At 69.8% G+C, this 17211-nt stretch carries 18 protein-coding genes; 10 read left to right on the top strand and 8 right to left on the bottom strand.

The window, feature by feature from the left end:
- Positions 1-110: 110 nt before the first annotated feature.
- From AC4D2O_RS16675 to AC4D2O_RS16665, 3 genes are all read left to right on the top strand, one after another.
- The gene (locus AC4D2O_RS16675) at positions 111-719 is read left to right on the top strand and encodes a TetR/AcrR family transcriptional regulator (RefSeq protein ID WP_490908469.1); all 609 of its coding nucleotides are present in this window, start codon (positions 111-113) and stop codon (positions 717-719) included.
- A 78-nt stretch (positions 720-797) separates the two neighbouring features.
- Positions 798-1622, top strand: coding sequence for a GAF and ANTAR domain-containing protein (locus tag AC4D2O_RS16670; protein ID WP_490908468.1), 825 nt, complete (start codon positions 798-800; stop codon positions 1620-1622).
- 4 nt (positions 1623-1626) lie between these two features.
- On the top strand, positions 1627-2718 hold the full coding sequence (locus AC4D2O_RS16665) for a Gfo/Idh/MocA family protein (RefSeq protein WP_490908467.1): 1092 nt from the start codon (positions 1627-1629) through the stop codon (positions 2716-2718).
- Between the two features lie 30 nt (positions 2719-2748).
- Here the strand turns inward: AC4D2O_RS16665 and ald are convergent, their stop codons facing one another.
- A complete protein-coding gene (gene ald / locus AC4D2O_RS16660) occupies positions 2749-3861 on the bottom strand; it encodes an alanine dehydrogenase (RefSeq protein ID WP_490908466.1) in 1113 nt (370 codons plus the stop codon).
- Positions 3862-4126: 265 nt separating this feature from the next.
- Between ald and AC4D2O_RS16655 the strand changes: the two genes are divergently transcribed.
- Positions 4127-5350: a PucR family transcriptional regulator gene (locus AC4D2O_RS16655; RefSeq protein WP_490908465.1), complete on the top strand. Its 1224-nt coding sequence runs from the start codon at positions 4127-4129 to the stop codon at positions 5348-5350.
- Here the strand turns inward: AC4D2O_RS16655 and AC4D2O_RS16650 are convergent.
- Positions 5347-5769, bottom strand: coding sequence for a helix-turn-helix domain-containing protein (locus tag AC4D2O_RS16650; RefSeq protein WP_490908464.1), 423 nt, complete (start codon positions 5767-5769; stop codon positions 5347-5349). The two genes, AC4D2O_RS16655 and AC4D2O_RS16650, sit on opposite strands and share 4 nt — an antisense overlap.
- 160 nt (positions 5770-5929) lie before the next feature.
- Here AC4D2O_RS16650 and AC4D2O_RS16645 point away from each other — a divergent pair, with 160 nt between their 5' ends.
- Positions 5930-6193 carry a hypothetical protein gene (locus AC4D2O_RS16645; protein WP_490908463.1) on the top strand — a complete coding sequence of 88 codons (264 nt, stop codon included), beginning with the start codon at positions 5930-5932 and terminating at the stop codon, positions 6191-6193.
- Between the two features lie 138 nt (positions 6194-6331).
- On the top strand, positions 6332-7096 hold the full coding sequence (locus AC4D2O_RS16640; RefSeq protein ID WP_490908462.1) for a MerR family transcriptional regulator: 765 nt from the start codon (positions 6332-6334) through the stop codon (positions 7094-7096).
- Positions 7097-7104: 8 nt separating this feature from the next.
- On the opposite strand, the gene AC4D2O_RS16635 is transcribed toward AC4D2O_RS16640, so the two are convergent.
- A complete protein-coding gene (locus AC4D2O_RS16635; RefSeq protein WP_490908461.1) occupies positions 7105-8667 on the bottom strand; it encodes a GGDEF domain-containing protein in 1563 nt (520 codons plus the stop codon).
- 279 nt (positions 8668-8946) lie between these two features.
- Here AC4D2O_RS16635 and AC4D2O_RS16630 point away from each other — a divergent pair, with 279 nt between their 5' ends.
- Entirely contained in the window at positions 8947-9789 is an 843-nt protein-coding gene (locus AC4D2O_RS16630; protein ID WP_490908460.1) for a DUF1206 domain-containing protein, read from the top strand.
- Positions 9786-10160 carry a DUF2256 domain-containing protein gene (locus AC4D2O_RS16625; protein WP_490908459.1) on the top strand — a complete coding sequence of 125 codons (375 nt, stop codon included), beginning with the start codon at positions 9786-9788 and terminating at the stop codon, positions 10158-10160. Before AC4D2O_RS16630 ends, AC4D2O_RS16625 begins: the two co-directional genes overlap by 4 nt.
- Positions 10161-10169: 9 nt before the next feature.
- On the opposite strand, the gene AC4D2O_RS16620 is transcribed toward AC4D2O_RS16625, so the two are convergent.
- Complete coding sequence (locus tag AC4D2O_RS16620; protein ID WP_490908458.1) at positions 10170-11114, bottom strand: alpha/beta hydrolase; 945 nt, start codon at positions 11112-11114, stop codon at positions 10170-10172.
- Between the two features lie 77 nt (positions 11115-11191).
- Positions 11192-12205: an SDR family NAD(P)-dependent oxidoreductase gene (locus AC4D2O_RS16615; protein WP_490908457.1), complete on the bottom strand. Its 1014-nt coding sequence runs from the start codon at positions 12203-12205 to the stop codon at positions 11192-11194.
- A gap of 157 nt (positions 12206-12362) precedes the next feature.
- Here AC4D2O_RS16615 and AC4D2O_RS16610 point away from each other — a divergent pair, with 157 nt between their 5' ends.
- Together AC4D2O_RS16610 and AC4D2O_RS16605 are read left to right on the top strand one after the other, a co-directional pair.
- Complete coding sequence (locus AC4D2O_RS16610) at positions 12363-12911, top strand: TetR/AcrR family transcriptional regulator (RefSeq protein ID WP_490908456.1); 549 nt, start codon at positions 12363-12365, stop codon at positions 12909-12911.
- Positions 12912-13048: 137 nt separating this feature from the next.
- Positions 13049-13822, top strand: coding sequence for an ANTAR domain-containing response regulator (locus AC4D2O_RS16605; protein WP_490908455.1), 774 nt, complete (start codon positions 13049-13051; stop codon positions 13820-13822).
- 37 nt (positions 13823-13859) lie between these two features.
- Here the strand turns inward: AC4D2O_RS16605 and AC4D2O_RS16600 are convergent, their stop codons facing one another.
- The 3 genes from AC4D2O_RS16600 to AC4D2O_RS16590 form a co-directional block, all read right to left on the bottom strand.
- Positions 13860-14249 (bottom strand): VOC family protein, encoded by a 390-nt coding sequence (locus AC4D2O_RS16600; protein WP_490908454.1) that lies wholly within the window; start codon positions 14247-14249, stop codon positions 13860-13862.
- A 166-nt stretch (positions 14250-14415) separates the two neighbouring features.
- Positions 14416-15678, bottom strand: a complete 1263-nt coding sequence (locus AC4D2O_RS16595; RefSeq protein ID WP_490908453.1) for an alpha-hydroxy acid oxidase — start codon at positions 15676-15678, stop codon at positions 14416-14418.
- Complete coding sequence (locus tag AC4D2O_RS16590; RefSeq protein WP_490908452.1) at positions 15675-17210, bottom strand: rhamnulokinase; 1536 nt, start codon at positions 17208-17210, stop codon at positions 15675-15677. The genes AC4D2O_RS16595 and AC4D2O_RS16590 overlap by 4 nt, the downstream gene beginning before the upstream one ends.
- Between the last annotated feature and the right edge of the window lies 1 nt (position 17211).

The following is a 17211-nucleotide window of genomic DNA, read 5'->3' as shown; positions in this document are numbered from 1 at the left end:
ACTCCCGTGGTTGGGTGACCGTAGGTCGGTACTGACAGAGGACGCGGCGACCGCATCTGAACAACTTAAGCGGACCACGGTCCGTTTTATTCCGCGGCTATAGTGGCGGCATGCAGGGCGAGGGATTGCTCCGGGTCACGGGCGACGACGGAGAGCGCACCGACGCGGCGCGCAACCGGCGTCTCCTGCTCGACGCCGCGGCCGAGATCGTCGCCACGTGCGGGGCGGAGAAGCTGACCACGGACGCCGTCGCCCGGCGCGCCGGAGTCGGCAAGGGCACGGTCTTCCGCCGCTTCGGCAGCCGCGCCGGCCTGCTGCATGCGCTCGCGGACGAGGCCGGGCGTTCCTTCCAGCAGTCCTTCATGGCGGGTCCGCCCCCGCTCGGCCCGGGGGCCGAGCCGCTCGAGCGGCTCATCGCCTTCGGCGAGGCGAGCATCGGGCGGATGCTCCTCGACGGGCAGATCCTCCGTGCGGCGGAGCAGCGGGGCGGACCGGACCCCGAGCACCCGACGCAGCAGCTCATCCGCCTGCACCTGGGCATGCTGCTGCGTGAACTGGGCGTGCATGACCCGGAGCTCGCGGCCTACCAGCTGGCCGCGTTCCTCAACGCAGGGCTCCTGCTCCACCTCCAGGAGCACCGGGGCATGTCCGATGCCCGCCTTGCCGCGTCCTGGCGCGTGCTCGTCACGGGCCTCGCAGCAGCGCAGGATAACGTGTAGCACCGTCCCGGCCCTCTTGTACACTGGCAAAAAAACACCGGCATTTCCGCGCGGTGCCGAGGTGAGGCTGGTGCGCGCATGGAGGAGATCCCGGAAGAACCGTCCGGCGTGCTCGAGGCCGCCGGAGGCGACGTTCCCGGGCCCCACCTGCACATGGTCCCGCGGGAACTCCCGGCCCCCTCACCCGCGGAAGCCGCCGCGCGACTCCAGGACCTCCTGGTCGACCACCCCGACGTCCGGGCATTCCTGCAGGAGCTCGCCGAGTTCGCTGCGGACGCCCTCGGTCAGGACGGCAACACGTACTGCGGCGTCACGCTGCAGCGCTCGCCGCACGAGCAGCTGACCGTCGGCAGCAGCGATGCGAAGGCGCGCGCCATGGACGAGGTCCAGTACGAGCACGACGACGGTCCGTGCCTGCACGCGCTGCGCGTGCACGGCGAGGTCCTCATCCGCGACACCCGGTCGGAGGACCGCTGGCCCGGCTTCATCGAGCATGTCGCCGCACGCGGCGTCGGTGCCATGTTCTGCCTGCCGCTCGATCTCGAGGGCTCGTCGCGCGCGGCCGTCAACCTGTACGCCGAGGACGCGTCCGTGTTCACCGACGAATACCGGCGGGTGGCGCGCGCGTTCGCGGTGCAGGCGTCGCAGGCCCTGAAGCTGGCCGTGCGCGTGGCCCGGCACGCAGCGACGGCGGAGGACCTCCGCTCCGTCCTGCAGTCGCGGACCGAGATCGACCTCGCCGTGGGGATCATCATGGGGCAGGACCGCTGCTCGCAGAAGGAGGCCTTCGACAAGCTGCGCCGGGCGTCCAACGCCCGCAACGTCAAGGTCCGCGTGCTCGCCGGCGGGATGGTCGCCGGCTTCAACGGCTCCCTCCCGCGCGCCCACTTCGATTCGGCCTGAGGGCATGCCGCCGATGCCGACGCCGACGCCGGGTGCGGTGAGGGCCGTGCTGGTCGGGTTCGGCCACGGCGGGCGCGTCTTCCATGCCCCGCTCATCGCCCACGACGCCGGCCTCCACCTCGCCGCCGTCGTCACCCGCAGTCCGGATCGCCGGGCGGGGGCCCGCGCGGCCTACCCGGATGCCGTCGTCGTCGCCACGCTGGAGGAGGCGCTGCGCGCCGTACCGGACCTGGACCTGGCGGTGATCTCCACGCCCCCGGCCACGCACGCGGACCTCGCCGCCGAGGCGCTCGGCCGGGGACTGCACGCCGTCGTGGACAAGCCTTTCGTGGTGCGCGCGGCCGACGGCGAGCGCCTGATCGGGACGGCACGGACGGCGGGGCGGCTGATCGTCCCGTTCCACAACCGGCGGTGGGACGGCGATTTCCTGACCGTGCGGTCGCTGGTCGCCTCGGGCGCGCTGGGCGGCGTGCTGAGGTTGGAGTCGGCGATGGAGTCCTGGAAGGGGCCCAGCACGAAGCGGTGGAAGCGGGACGCGGGAGCGGCGGTCGGCGGGGGCGTGCTGTACGACCTCGGACCGCACCTCGTCGACCAGGCGCTGGTGCTCCTCGGTCCGGCCGTCCCGGTCTTCGCGGAGCTGAGGGCGGATGGTGACGGCGCCGCGGAGGACTCGCTGTTCCTCGTGCTCGAGCACGAGGGCGGCGTCATGAGCCACCTCCACGCGGGGACGCGCGTGCCGCTGGCGCGTCCGCGGTTCCGCGTCACGGGTGCGGCTGCCGGCCTGACGATCACCGGCACCGACCCGCAGGAGGGACTGCTGGCGGCAGGTGTCCTCCCGGGGGATCTCCCTCACGCCGCGGCCGGCCGGGCGGGCACCCACGGCCGGGGGAAGCTGGGGCGCGCCGGGCGGACCGAGCCGCTGGCGATCGAGCCGGGCGCGTACCCGTTTTTCTACGCCGGCGTCGCCGCCGCGATCAGGGGCGAGGGTCCTCCGCCGGTGCGGGCGGAGGATGCCCTCGCGGTGGCGCGCATCATCGAGCAGGTCCATGCGTCCTTCCCGATCGGGAGAGGAAACCGCCAGGGCAACCTGCCCTGAGCCTTGGGAGCCGGTCCTGACGAGGGTCGACTAGACGAGTGCCGCCGGGTCCGCCGCGAGCTCGAGGCCGTGCGCCTGCGACACCGAGTGGTGTGCCACCTGGCCGGCGGCGACGTTGAGCCCGCGGGCGAGTGCGGGATCCGCCTCGAAGGCGCCCCGGACGCCCTTGTCCGCCAGCGCGACGGCGTAGCGCAGTGTCACGTTGGTCAGGGCGTAGGTGGAGGTGTTGGGGACCGCGCCCGGCATGTTGCCCACGCAGTAGAAGAGTGAGCCGTGCACGGTGAACGTGGGGTCCTCGTGCGTGGTGACGCGGGAGTCCTCGAAGCATCCGCCCTGGTCCACGGCGATGTCCACGAGGACGCTGCCGGGCTTCATGCGTGCCACGAGGGCGTTGGTCACGAGCTTGGGCGCACGGGCGCCGGGGATGAGGACCGACCCGATCACCAGATCCGCCTCCAGGACCGATTTCTCGATCTCCAGGGAGTTCGAGGCCACGGTTCTCACCCGGCCGGCGTAGAGCGCGTCGATCTCGCGCAGGCGTGCGATGTTGATGTCGAGGATGGTCACCTCGGCGCCGGTGCCGACGGCCATCGCCGTCGCGTTGGTGCCCGCGACGCCCGCTCCGAGGACGACGACCTTGGCGGGGCGGACGCCGGCGACCCCGCCGAGCAGCAGGCCGGGGCCTCCGGCCGGTGCGGTCATGACCTGGGCGCCCACCTGGACGGAGAGGCGGCCGGCGACCTCGGACATCGGCGCGAGCAGGGGCAGCGCACGCCCGTCCTGCACGGTCTCGTACGCGATGGCGGTCACGCCGGCGTCGAGCAGTGCACGGGTCAGTTCGGGCTCGGCGGCGAGGTGGAGGTAGGTGAAGAGGATGAGCCCACTACGGAACCGGTGGTACTCGGAGGCCACCGGCTCCTTGACCTTCAGGACCATGTCCGCGCGCGCCCAGACGTCGTCCGCCGCGTCGACGAGCTCGGCGCCCGCGGCCTCGTACTCGGCGTCCGTGATGCTCGAGCCCACGCCCGCGCCCCGCTCCACGAGCACGGTGTGGCCGTGGGCCCGGAACTCGTGCACGCCGGAGGCGGTGATGGCCACACGGAACTCGTTGTTCTTCACTTCTTTGGGGACGCCGATGATCATGGGGTTCTCCAGGCTGCGATCGGGCGGACGGGGATGGTTCCAGAATAGGGACCACTCCGGCGGCGTCACCGCCCCTTTCCTCCGGCCGCCCAGGAGCCGTCGGCGGGCGATTCTGCGCCGTCGGCTCCTTGCCGCGCGGCGACGGGCTTCTCGCGCACTGTGACCCAGGGCACTAGCAGATACCCGTTTCCGCCACCATCGACAGATGTCGAGTCCCCGAGCGGCAAGTGTCGTCCTTCGCGTTCTGCCCGCCTATGGTGGGAGGGTGCAGAACCAGGCCATCGACGAGGTCGTCGAGTCGATCGCGCAGTCGCTGGGACGGGGGGTGTCCCTCGAGGACCCCGACGGCGTCCTCCTCGCGTACAGCAGCCATCAGGCCACCGCCGACCGCGTCCGGGTCAACTTCCTGCTCAGCAAGAAGGTCCCCGCCGACGTCAGCGAGTGGCAGCTCCGCCACGGCATCGCCCAGGCGGTGCGCGCCGTCGCCGTCCCCGCCAACGAGGACCTCGGGATGCTGGCGCGCGTCTGCGTACCGCTGCTCGTCCGGGGCTTCCGCGTGGGCTACCTCTGGGTGCAGCAGCAGTCCAGGGAGGACCCCGCCGCCGGTATCCTGGCCGCCCTGCCCGCGGTCCGTCCCCTGATCGACCGTCTGGCCGAGCTCCTCCTCGAGACGGACACGGCGTCCTCCGAGCGCCGGACGCAGCGCGAAGCCACCTTCCTTGCCGCGTGCCGTGGCATCGCCGCCGCGGCCGACGAGCTGCGCGGCTGGCGCGAACTCGGAGGCGATGGCCCGTGGCGCCTGGCCGTGGCGCATGAACCCCGGCCCGCGCCCTCCGACGAAGGCGACCCGCACGAGGCCGCCCTCCTGCAGCGCACCCTTGCCCTCCAGGCGACGGTCGGGGTCGTCCCCGTGTTCTTCAGCGCCGGCGCCACCGGCTTCTCGGTGCTCCTGTGCGCACCCGATGTCGGCCGTGCCGCGCTGCAGCAGGTCCTCGAGCGGTATCGGGGCGAGACCGCGAAGCGTGCGGGCCGCCCTGTCGGCCGGGTCGTGCTCGGGCTGAGCGAATCCGCGGCAGACCCCCGCGACCTGGCCGAGGCGTTCCATCAGGCGCGCCACGCCGTCCAGGCCGCCGCGGTGGACCCGCAGCTCGGCGACGTGTGCTCGTACGCGGACATCGGCGTGTACCAGTTCCTCGGGACCGTCGGGTGGCAGGCGCCGACGCACGGCAGCATCCACTTCGCGGAGCTGAGCGAGGCCGACCGTGTGGATGAGCTGCTGCCCGTCCTCGAGCTGCTGTACGACAAGAACGGGTCCGTGCAGGACGTCGCGGCCCAGCTCCACCTGCACCGCAGCAGCGTCTACAACCGACTGTCGAGGATCCGGTCCGTGATCGGCGTCGACCCGCTCGCCGGGATGGTGCGGCTGGAACTGCATCTCGCCCTCAAGGCGCGCCGGTGGAGGTCCCGGCCCCGGTTCGAGCTCGCCTAGGGGCGGTCAGGTGCCGGCGCCTGATGCGCGTCGGCGTCCGGTGAGGCTTCCCGCCGGCGCAGCTGGCTGCGGAGCCACTCCTCGACGTCGGACCTCCGGAGGCGCCGGTGCGAGCCGCGGTACTCGACCGGGAGCGTGCCGGCATCCGTGAGCTTGCGGAGATAGCTGTGCGAGATGCCGGCGAGCTCTGCCGCCTGCGACGTGGTCAGCAGTTCGGCCACCGAGGTCACCTGGACGGCGTCACCGTCGGACAGGCGTGCGAGCAGGTCGACGACGGCGGCCTGTGCCTCGTTCGGCAGTCTGTGGGCGGTACCGTCCACGAAGACGGTCACGTCCGCGCTGTCGGTGAGTGCACGGCGGAGCGGCCCCGCCTGCTCGGGCGGGAGTGCCGCTGCGGATCGTGGCGCCCTGGCTGTCATGGGGCCATTGTGCCAGCAGGGAGTACCACTCCAGTAGGCAAGGCACGCCCGGTGCGGGACCCGCCCTTCCGCTATGAGTACTGCGGGTCTAATGTGTGCGTATAAATACCCCCATCTACTTGCAACCAGCGTCGGCTGCAAGACCGAAAGGGTGCATCCCATGACAACTCTTGATCACGGGCGTAGCCTCCGCTTGGGCGGCTATCCCACCACGCTCGGTGAGAAGGGTGAGCTCCCCTTCTGCCCCACGTGCCGTACCGACGACTACCTGATCTTCGAGGAGTTCGTGCCCGCACGCCAGGCCGAACACTCCACCGATCTGCTCCCCGCCAGTACGAGCTACACCTGCTCCGAATGCGGCACCTTCAACGCCCACGCGGTTCCGCTGTCCTGGCGTCCGCCGCAGTGGTTCTGGTACAGCTGACCGCCTTCGCCCTCTCTTCCTCGACCCGCGCGGTAGTGGTGCCGCTGAAACTCCTCCACCCCGGCCATTGACCTTGACGTTGCGTCAATTCATACGCTGGGAGTGTCCCGGCGCCGATCGCCGGGAGGAGGAGGCCAGGTGGACTACCCGATCAGCACCGTCGCCCGGCTGACCGGTACCACGAGCCGGGCGCTGCGCCATTACGGCGATATCGGCCTGCTCACACCATCCCGGGTAGGGATCAACGGCTACCGGTACTACGACTCGGCGGCGCTCGTGAGGCTCCAGCGCATCCTGCTGCTGAGGAACCTGGGGTTGTCCCTGCCGACCATCGCCGAGGTCACGGACGCCACCCGTGCGGAAGTGCCGGCCGAGGTGCTGCGGGCCCACCTCGAATTCCTCCGCGGCGAGCAGGAACGGCTCGACCGGCAGATCACGGCGGTCCTCACCACGGTGGAGGCCCTCGAACGAGGAGAAGAACCCATGCCAGAAGACATGTTCAACGGATTCGACCACACCCGCTACCGGGACGAGGTCGAGGAGCGATGGGGGCGCGAGGCCTACGCCGAGGGCGACGCCTGGTGGCGCGGCAAGTCCCAGGAGGAGAAGGACGCCTTCGGGAGGGAGGCCACGGACCTCAACGCCGACTGGACGGACGCGGCATCGCGGGGCATCGCGCCGACGAGCCAGGAGGCGGTGGCCCTCGCAGGGCGCCACGTGGGCTGGCTCACCGGGATCCCGGGGACGCCGAGGAACGAGGACGGCTCCCTGCCCTCGGAGTACGTTCGAGGGCTCGGGGAGATGTACGTCGGTGATCCACGGTTCGCGGCGAACTACGGCGGACGCCAGGGCGCCGAATTCGTGCGGGCCGCCCTCGAGGAATGGCTGGTCCGCCAGGACTGACCTGCGTGCTACCAGAGGCCGACGGCGCGGTCCCGCCCTGCGCGTTTGGCCCTGTAGAGGTTCAGGTCGGCTTCGCGCAGGAGCGCATCCGACGTCGAGCCCGCCCCACAGGCGGCGAAGCCGAGGCTTGCCGTGAGTCGCAGTCCGTGATGGACGTGCGGCCACCGGAGCCCGCGGACGGCGGCCAGCACCTGCTGCGCCACCTGTTCCTGGTCGGCGTGCTGGTGGAGCACCAGGAGGAACTCCTCGCCGCCGATCCGGGCTACATGCCGCACCCCGGGGCATGCCTCGAGGCAGGAGGCGACGGCGACCAGGACGTCGTCACCCGCCGGATGTCCGAAGCGGTCGTTGACCTGCTTGAAGTGGTCGAGGTCGAGGAGCGCCAGTGAACCGGTCGACGGTTCGCTCGTCTGCCAGGTGCGGATGACGTCGGGCAGCGAGTCCTCCACCCAGCGCCGGTTGCGCACCTTGGTGAGGGGATCGATCGCGACGGCGGCTTCCGCCTGCTCCGCCCGCGCGAGGGCCTCGGTGACATTCTGTTCGGCGAAGAGGTGGTCCACCTGGGAGCGTCTGGCCTCGATCCACCGACCCCGCGCCGCCTGGTGGAACTGGCGGTGCAGCTCGTAGGCGAGACGGAAGTCCGCGCCGGACGCCGCGATGGCAGCGCGTTCCTCGAGGATCATGGAGGCGACTTCCTCGAGTGCATGACGCGCAGTGATGCGCTCCGCCCTGTCGAGTGCGGAACGCGCGGCGGGGAGATCACCGACCCCGTGCTGCGCCTGTGCCAGCAGGAGCATCCGGATGGCGCGCGTCTCGGGCTGCTGACTCGAGGGATCGTCGTCCGCGAATCTCTCGAGCACATCGAGGGCTTCCAGGGGACGGTTTCCGGCGAGATGGCCGCGGGCGAGGACATCGGCCAGGTCGGACTCGAGATCGGGGGATGCGGCTAACGCGGATTCGACCCGCCGCATCCAGAAGCGCGCCTCCTCGGGCATCGCGTCGTCGAGCGCGGCGTGGAACGCGTTGGACGCCAACTGGCTCATGAGCTCATGATCGTCCAGCTGCTCCGCGAGGCTGAGCGCCCTGCGGGACACATCGAAGCCGTGCTGCAGGAGGCCCGCACCCAGGAGGCCGAGGGCCTGGCGCGTCAGCAGCTTCGCCCGAAGGCGGGGCAGCTCGGAACCGTCGAGCAGGGAGACGGCGATCGTCGCCTGTTCGGCCCCCGATCCGGAGTGCCCGGCAATGAGGTCCATCATCGCGATCAGGGCATGGCAGCGGCTGGCCAGCCGCGCGTCGCCCTGTTCCCGTGCCCATTCGAGGATCTCCTGCCCGCGCGTCCGGGCCCCGGGAGCGCCCTCCGTGCGGGCCAGGGCATCGAGGGCGGTCACCTCCGCCCAGAAGGCCACGTCGAGTCGGCCGAGGTCTTCGGCGGCACCGCGGATCTCGGTGGCTTCGCCCACCACGCGGGGGAGGTCCGCGCTGATCTCCATCACTTCCAGCAGGGCGGTGAGGTCCCGTTCCTGTGCGAGGCGCAGGGAACCGCCTTCGATCACGGCGTCGTCGTTGGTCATGCATGCTCCTGGTCGTCGAGGCAGCGCTGAAGAACCGACCTTGGAGGAGTGCTGAGACCTTGGCGTGCGCTGACGTGCCGGTGATGCCGGCGAGTCCAGTCTGCCGTGGCGCGACCGTTCACTCAAGGGTTGCGGCCGTTGTCTTCGTAATGAAGTGCAACTACCTGGCTCCGTGGAGAACGTCCGGCACCGGACGTCGGCATCGCCTATGCTCCTGTGCTGAAGACACCACCAGAGAGCCCGGAGAGGGAGGGGCTCCGGGCGACGCCGGGAGGACGGGTGACCACCGACAGCAGTGCGGACCAGCAGGGGCTGGTCGGCCGGGCAGCCGACGCCGTGGAGCAGGCGACTGACACGCGCGCTCTCGATGTCGCCGCGCGGCTCGGTTTCGCGGCACTCGCTGTGGTGCACATCCTGATCGGTCTCATCGCGTTGCGCCTCGCCTTCGGAGGCAACGGCGAGGCGGAGCCGACCGGGGCACTGGAGGAAGTGGCCGAAGGGCACCTCGGTACCCCGGCCATGTGGATCTGCGCCGTGGGATGTGCGGGCCTCGCCCTGTGGCAGCTCAGTGAGGCCACCCTGCGGGCACGGCATCTGCCCACCGGCAAGCGCATCGGCAAGCACGTCTCGTCCGGCGCGCTCGCCGTCATCTACGGGTCGATGGCGGGGACCTTCGCGCGATTCGCCCTCGGGGACGGGCCCGACTCCTCCGAGTCGACGGTGGACTTCACGCGGACCCTCCTGGCCTCGGACATCGGGCTCTTCCTCGTGTTCGTCACCGCCGCGGTGCTTCTCGGCATCGGCGTGCACTTCGTGGTCAAGGGACTCCGCCGCGGGTTCCGGCCGGAGCTCCGGAAGTTCGAGGACACCCGCCGCGGACGCGTGGTCGAGGTGTTCGGCGTCGTCGGGCATGTTGCCAAAGGGCTGGCGCTGCTCCTCGTGGGCGGGCTGTTCGTCCTTGCCGGCCTGCACCGCAATCCGCAGGAATCCACCGGGCTCGACGGCAGCCTCAAGGCGCTCCAGTACCATCCCATGGGCGTGTACGTGCTGACGATCATTGCAGTGGGGCTCGTCTGCTACGGCGTCTTCGCCGTCATCCGCGCCATGTTCGGCCGCATGTGAGCGGTGCGGGGCACGAGCAGAGAATCTGCCGCTCCTGCGGTCGCCGTATCGAGTGGCGGAAGAAGTGGGAGCGGAACTGGGAGTCGATCGCCTACTGCAGTGACTCCTGCCGTGCACGGAAGATACGGCCCATCGACGCCGCGCTCGAGGAGTGGCTCCTGGCGCGCCTCGACGGCACACCGCGCGGTACGACGGTCGACCCGGCGGACGCCGCGACGGCCCTGGCCACCGGCGGCACGAGCCTTGCGGAACCCGCCCGCCGCGCGGCCCGTCGCCTCGTCGGTCGCGGACTCGCGGAGATGGTGCAGCGCGGCGCCGTCGTCGACCCGTCGACGGCGCAGGGCCCGGTGGCCCTGCGGGCACCCCGCTGACGACTCCCGCTAGGCCAGTGCGTCGCGCAGCTCCTGGCAGAGCTCGCCGAGTGCCTGCGGGACGGCCCTGCTGATGCGGGGGAATGCCATGAAGCCATGGGGCATTCCGATATAGGTCGTGGTCCGCACGGCGGACCCCGCCGACTGGAGGGCCGCGGCGTAGCGGAGGCCGTCGTCGCGCAGCGGATCGTGTTCGGCCACCTGCACCAGGGCCGGCGGAAGCCCGGTCAGGTCGTCGGCGAGCAGGGGCGACGCATAGGGGTGCCGTGGGTCCTGGTCCTTGAGGTAATGGCCGCGGAACGCCAGCATGTCGGCCTTCGTGAGGATCGGGGCGTTCGCGTTCTCCTCGATGGACGGGCTCGCCATGGTCATGTCGGTCGCGGGGTACACCAGCCCCTGGAAAGCGATGGCGGGGCCTGACCGGTCCCGGGCCATGAGGGCGACGACGGCAGCCAGGTTCCCTCCCGCGCTGTCGCCCACGACGGCGACGCGGGTCGTGTCGGCGCCGAGCTCGGCCCCGCGAGCGATCAGGTCGACGGTCGCCGCGTAGGCATCCTCCGCTGCGGCCGGCCACCGGTGACCGGGCGCCAGCCGGTAGTCGAGGGACGCGACGACGGCGTGCGCGTCGCGGGCGATGCTGCTCGCGAACCAGTCGTACGTGTCCAGGCTCCCCGAGGTCCAGCCTCCACCATGGATGAACACGACCAGCGGGGGAGTGTCGTCCGACGTGGGCGGATGATAGGTCCGGACCCGGATGGTCCCGTCGGCGCCGGCAGCCGAGGTGTTACGTACCTCCACGCCCCTGGCGAGCCCGCCGAGCAGGAGGTCGGTCAGCGGGTTGTGACCGATCACCCGGCGCTGGTCCGCCAGGATCTGGTCCTCGGAGCGCCTGGTCACGGAGGCCAGGCCGATGAGCCGACCCAACAGCCTTGTCCGCAGGTCGATCCTCGTCATTCCTTCACCTTCCCGATCGTTCATGGACAGCACAGCAGACCGCTGGCAGGAGGTCCCTCGGTACCTCGTCCGTCCGGTCAGACGACCGACCAGCCGCCGTCGGAGGGCAGGATGGCGCCGTTGATGTTCACTCCGTCGTCGCTGAGCAGGAACGAGATCGTGGCCGCGAGGTGTGCCGGGTCGGCGATGCTGGGGATGTTGACGCGGGCACCCTCCAGCCGGGTGGATCCGTATGCCGAGGGCGTGCCCGGCATGGGGATGCCGGTGGCGACGCCCCCCGGGGCGACGGCGTTGATGCGCAGGCCTTCCTTCGCGTACATGAACGCGGCGCTGCGGGTGATGCCCACGACCGCGTGCTTCGACGCCGTGTAGGCGACGCCCGATGCGGAGCCGCGCAGGCCCGCCTCGGAGGCGACATTGACGATGGAGCCGTGACCGGCGTCGAGCATGACCGGCAGGACCGCCCGCGTGAGGCGCATGAGTCCCTCGACGTTGACGGCGAAGACCCGCGACCACATGGCGTCCGATACCTCGTGCAGCGGGCTGAAGTCGTCGTTGATCCCCGCCACGTTGGCCAGGGCATCGATCCGGCCGTCCGCGCCGGAGATGATGCGTTCCACAGCCGCCGGGTCGGTGAGGTCGGCCGCGATCGGGACGACCTGGCGGCCCTGGAGGGTTGCAGCGAGATCCTCCACACGGTCAGCGGCGATGTCGACGGCGAGTACACGCCCGCCCTCCCGGGCCACCCGTGACGCGGTGGCGCGGCCGATGCCCGATCCGGCGCCCGTGACGATCACGGTACGTCCCTCGAAGCGTCCCGGGATGATGCGCTCCTGCCAGACGGAAGCATCCATCTCCGGGATCACGCCCCCGTTGACCTGCTTGACCAGTCCGTCGACCGCTTCCTGCGGCAGGGCGCCCTGGCTCAGGGCGACCAGCTGCTGCAGGGGCATGGAGCGAGCCGGCCCGAGGGCGGCCTCGTCAGTGCCGGCCTGCGCCAGGAAGCCCCGCAGGACCGGCCCGCCCTCGGGGTGGCCGAGCCACTGCTCGATCGTGCTGTGGGCGGTCAGGGTGGCAGGGGTCTGCGTCATTGCTGGTCCTTCCGACGGTCCGCGAGCAGGGGTACTCGTTTCAGCAGGCTACATTCAACACTGTTGAATGACTAGCCCCACCGCCGGGAATGTTCCTTGGGCCCGTCGGCACGGAGGGGCCGGCCGGCGGCGCGAAGCCTGGAGCTAGTGTTGGAGCATGATCGAGGGCAGGGCCGAGACGCGCACGGCGATCCTCCGTGCCGCGCGCACCCTGTTCCTCGAGAAGGGCTACGCCGGCGCCTCGGTGCGATCGGTGGCGTCGGCCGCCGGCGTGGATGCCGCCCTCCCCATCCACTACTTCGGGACGAAGGAGGCCTTGTTCCTCGAGGCCATGCCGTCGATGCCCGACTACCAGCCCCTGCTCGAGGGGGATCCGGACAGCCTGGGCGAGCGCTTCGTCCGGTACGTACTGGAGGAGGACGGGCACCTGCGGCCCCTCTATCTCACGCTCCTGCGCGCCAGTGACGCCGGAGCCGTGGGTGAGCAGCTGCGGCACCTCCACGAGACGACCTTCGTCGCTCCCCTCGAGACCCGCCTGGTCGGTCCGGATGCGGACCTCCGTGCCCGGCTGGCTGCAGCACTGGTCGGCGGGCTGATGTACGCGCTGTGGGTCGTGGGGGACGAGCGGCTGCTCGCGGAGGGGGAGGACGTCATCATCCGTCGGTACGGAGCGCTCCTGCAGCAGCTGATCACGCCGCTGCCATAGGCCCTGCACGGCTGGGTAGGACGATGGTGCGCGTCGAGGTGTCCGCGCGTGTTGCTCGGTGGGTAGTTATGATTGGAGGCTTGAGCATCGGTCTCATTCCAGGAATGTCCCGGTGCTGGAAGGGAGAAGGACACGAGGTGGAGCGGCGCGTAAGTGCAGGCGCGGGAGAAGCAGTCGATCGCATCAAGGCTCATGCTCGGGGCATCTTCGAGGCAACGTCGTCGGCGTATTCGCTGATGGATCCCGAGTACGTGATCATCGACGTGAATCCGGCGTTCGCCGATCTGGTGGGGGTTTCCGCTGCCGATCTGGTCGGGCGCCAGGCTTTCGAGGTGTTCGCCGAGAGCCCGTCACAGTCCGGGCAGGAACCGGCCAGGGTGATGCGCGAATCACTCGAACGGGTGAAGAGGACCGGACAGAGGGACAGCCTGCTCCTGCACCGTTTCGACATCCCCGATCCTGCCCGCCCCGGCGCGTTCCTCGAGCGGTATTGGAGCCCGGTCAACAGCCCCGTCCTGGACGACGAGGGTCGGGTGGTCGCTCTTCTGCAGGAGGTGCACGACGTCACCGAGCACCGCGCGGACCTCGTCCGACTTCTGGATTACCTCAGTGCTGATCCGGACGCATCCGACGCGGACCGGAATCAGCGCTTCACGGAGTACTCGGCGGCGACCATGGTGACCTCCGGGCTCTATCGCTCCGCGCGACAGGAGGTGGAGCAGCTGCAGGAAGCGATGAGCTCGCGGGCCGGCATCGAGCAGGCCAAGGGCATTCTCATGGCCCAGCATCACTGCACCAGCGAAGAGGCCTTCCTTCGGCTGCAGAAGATGTCCAACGACACGAACGTCCGGCTGAGGGATGTCGCAACCGCCATCATCTACCAGGCGAAAGCACCCCGCAGCGGCGGATAATCACCACGCACTCCCCGAGGCATTGCCTGGCGCTGCGTCAGCCGGCGACCTGCGCGAGCTGCAGGAGGTTTCCGACCGTGTCGTCGAGTACGGCCACGATGACGGGGCCCATGTCGGTCGGCGGTTGCGTGAACGTGACGCCGAGTGCGGAAAGCCTGTCGTACTCGGCCTGTACATCGGGAACTCCGAGGACGCAGAACGGTATGCCGTCAGCAGCGATCGCATCGGTGAAGGGTGCGGTCGCCGGGTGGCCCTTGGGCTCGAGGGAGATCTCAGTGGCGTCCGCACGGTCAGGGTCGATCACCGTGAGCCAGCGGTGCTCGCCCATCGGGATGTCCGCGGACACGACGAACCCCAGTTGCTGCGTGTAGAAGTCGAGGGCCCGTTGCTGGTCGTCGACGAAGATGCTCACTGCTTGGAGTTTCATGATTCAGCCTTCCGGGGTGGCCATCGATCGAGGATCACGGCCAGGGGTGAGGTGTCGATGGTGTGGAACCGGTAGCGAACGCTGCGCCCGGAGTGCACGAGTCCGGCTTCCTCGAGGACGTCGAGGTGATGCGCCGCCGCCTGGTGTGACGGAGTGAGGTCATGATTCAGGGCGAGGCCAGGGCGTCCCGGTGCACCTGTGCCACCGGCGTGAGCCGGGTGAGCTGGGTGACGTGCTTGGGCCCGAGTTCCCCGATGGAGGACACCCCGAGCAGGCGCATGGTGCGCTCGATCTCGTCGCGGAGGATCGCGATGGCCCTGTCCACGCCTTCGCGGCCGCCGGCCATCAGCCCGTACAGGTAGGCGCGGCCGATGAGGGTGAACTTCGCGCCCAGGGCCATGGCGGCGACGATGTCGGCTCCGTTCATGATGCCGGTATCGACCATGATCGTGGCGTCGGCGCCGACCTCGCGGACCACCTGCGGGAGCAGGTGGAACGGGATGGGGGCGCGGTCGAGCTGGCGGCCGCCGTGGTTGGACAGGATGATCCCGTCCACGCCCAGGTCCACGAGACGGACGGAGTCCTCGACGTTCTGCACGCCCTTGATCACGATCTTCCCCGGCCACAGGTCGCGGATGACGGCGAGATCGTCGTAGCTGATCGTCGGGTCCATCGCGGCGTTCAGCAGGTCTCCCACCGTTCCGCCGGTATCGGTCAGGGACGCGAACTCGAGTTTCGGAGTCGTAAGGAAGTCCACCCACCACCAGGGCCTGGGTACGGCGTTGAGGATGGTGCCGATGGACAACTGGGGAGGGATGGAGAATCCGTTGCGCTTGTCCCGGAGGCGGGCGCCGGCGACGGGCGTGTCGACGGTGAACATGAGCGTGTCGAAGCCGACCTCGCCGGCGCGCTTCACGAGGTCGTAGGAGATCTCCCGCTGCCGCATCACATACAGTTGGAACCAGTTGCGCCCGGTCGGGTTGGCCGCCTTCACGCCCTCGATCGACGTCGTGCCGAGGGTCGAGAGGGTGAAGGGGATGCCGGCTGCGGCGGCCGCCCCGGCGCCGGCGGTCTCGCCCTCGGTCTGCATGAGCCGGGTGAAGCCGGTCGGGGCGATGCCGAAGGGCAGGGCGCTCGGCCCACCGAGGATCTGGACCGAGGTGTCGACGTGCTCGGCCGGCCGGAGGATCGAGGGGTGGAACTCGATGTCCTCGAACGCCTGCCGGGCGCGGGCCAGGGACAACTCACCCTCAGCGGCGCCGTCGGTGTAGTCGAAGGCGGCCCTGGGGGTGCGGCGCTTGGCGATCGTGCGCAGGTCCGCGATGGTGAGCGCCGCCTCCAGGCGCCGCTTCTTCCCGTTGAGCTCGATCTTCTTGAACTGCATCAGCTCGAGCATCTCCGCGGGAACGGGGAGTTGGCGCTTGATCATGGGGAAGTCCTTCCGATGGGGACGGCTGTGAGGCCTGTGGTGCGGGGTGAGGCGAGAGAGCGTGGCTCGTAGTAGGCCGGTTCCCTTCCCGCCGCAACGAGACGTCTGAGGCTGCTGAGGCCGCCGTCGACGTGGCCGCTGGCCCGCGCCTGGACGAGAAGGTTGCCGAGCGCCGTCGCTTCGACCGGTCCTGCGATGACCGGCTTGCCCGTAGCGTCGGCTGTCAACTGACACAGGAGCTGGTTCTGGGATCCGCCTCCCACGATGTGCACCACGTCCACTCGTGTGTCGGTGAGGCGTTCAGCGTCGGCGAGGGTTCGTGCGTATCCGGCTGCCAGGCTGTCGAGGATGCACCGGACTATTGCTGCAGGCTCATCCGGCACACTCGTCCCGGTATTGGCGGCGGCTTGCTGGATGCGCCTCGGCATGTCGCCAGGAGCGATGAAGGAAGGGTCGTCGACGTCGACCTGTGGTCCATCTGCCGGCAGCGCGGCTGCGGCAGCAAGAAGGGAGTCGAGCGACTCATCGATGCCCTCCTCCGCCCATGTGCGTCGGCATTCGCTCAGGAGCCAGAGGCCGCCCACGTTGCGCAGGTAGCGGATGGTCCCGTCCACTCCCCGCTCGTTGGTGAAGTTCGCGGCCCGGCTTGCCTCGGTGAGGACCGGGTGCCGGAGCTCCAGCCCCACGAGCGACCATGTTCCGGAGGAGATGTACGCAAAGTGCGGTGATCGGGCGGGTACCGCAGCCACGGCTGAGGCGGTGTCGTGGGACCCCACGGCAACGACCTTCGTCGATGCCGGTAGATCGGTGCGCTCGGCGATCTCGGGAAGCAGGGTACCGATAGGCTGACCAGCCTCTACCAGAGGCGGGAACAGATCCTTCGGTAGCCCCAGGGCCTCATGGAATTCGGTAGCCCACTCTCCGGCGACAGCATCGAACAGGCCCGTGGTGGACGCATTCGTCGATTCGGTGCGGCGTTCACCGGTGAGCCGGTAGCCGATCAGGTCGGGGATCAGCAGGGCCTGAACGCCTTCCAGCGTCCGCTCGGCCGCCAACTGGTAGACCGTGTTGAAGGGCAGGAACTGCAGGCCCGTCGTGCTGTAGAGGCGTGCCTGGTCGACCTTCCGGTGCACCTGATCGATGGTCACTCGAGTGCGGTCGTCCCGGTAGCTGATGGGTTGAGCCATGAGCTCACCTGCCGGATCCACCAGACCGTAATCGACTGCCCACGTGTCGATCCCGATACTGATGATCTGCTCGCCTCGCGCGGCTGCGACCGTTGCCGCCTCGGTGAGTCCGACCAGAACCTCCTCCAACAGCGCATCGAGGTCCCAGCGAAGATGCCCGTCGAGAGTGACGACGCCATTGGGGAACCGATGCATGACCTCCATCTCGATTCGCCGGTCCTCTGAGGGCTCCTGCATCCCGTTGTCAGGGTCTGTCAGCCGTCCGAGGATCACGCGGCCGGAGGACGCCCCGATGTCGACGGCGGCGAACGCCTGCCTCTGGGCCCTGCCCGGATCGTCCGTCATG

The organism is Arthrobacter sp. TJ-238, assembly GCF_058269215.1.
Note: the sequence above shows the minus strand (reverse complement) of the source record. Positions and strands in the feature narration are given on the sequence as shown.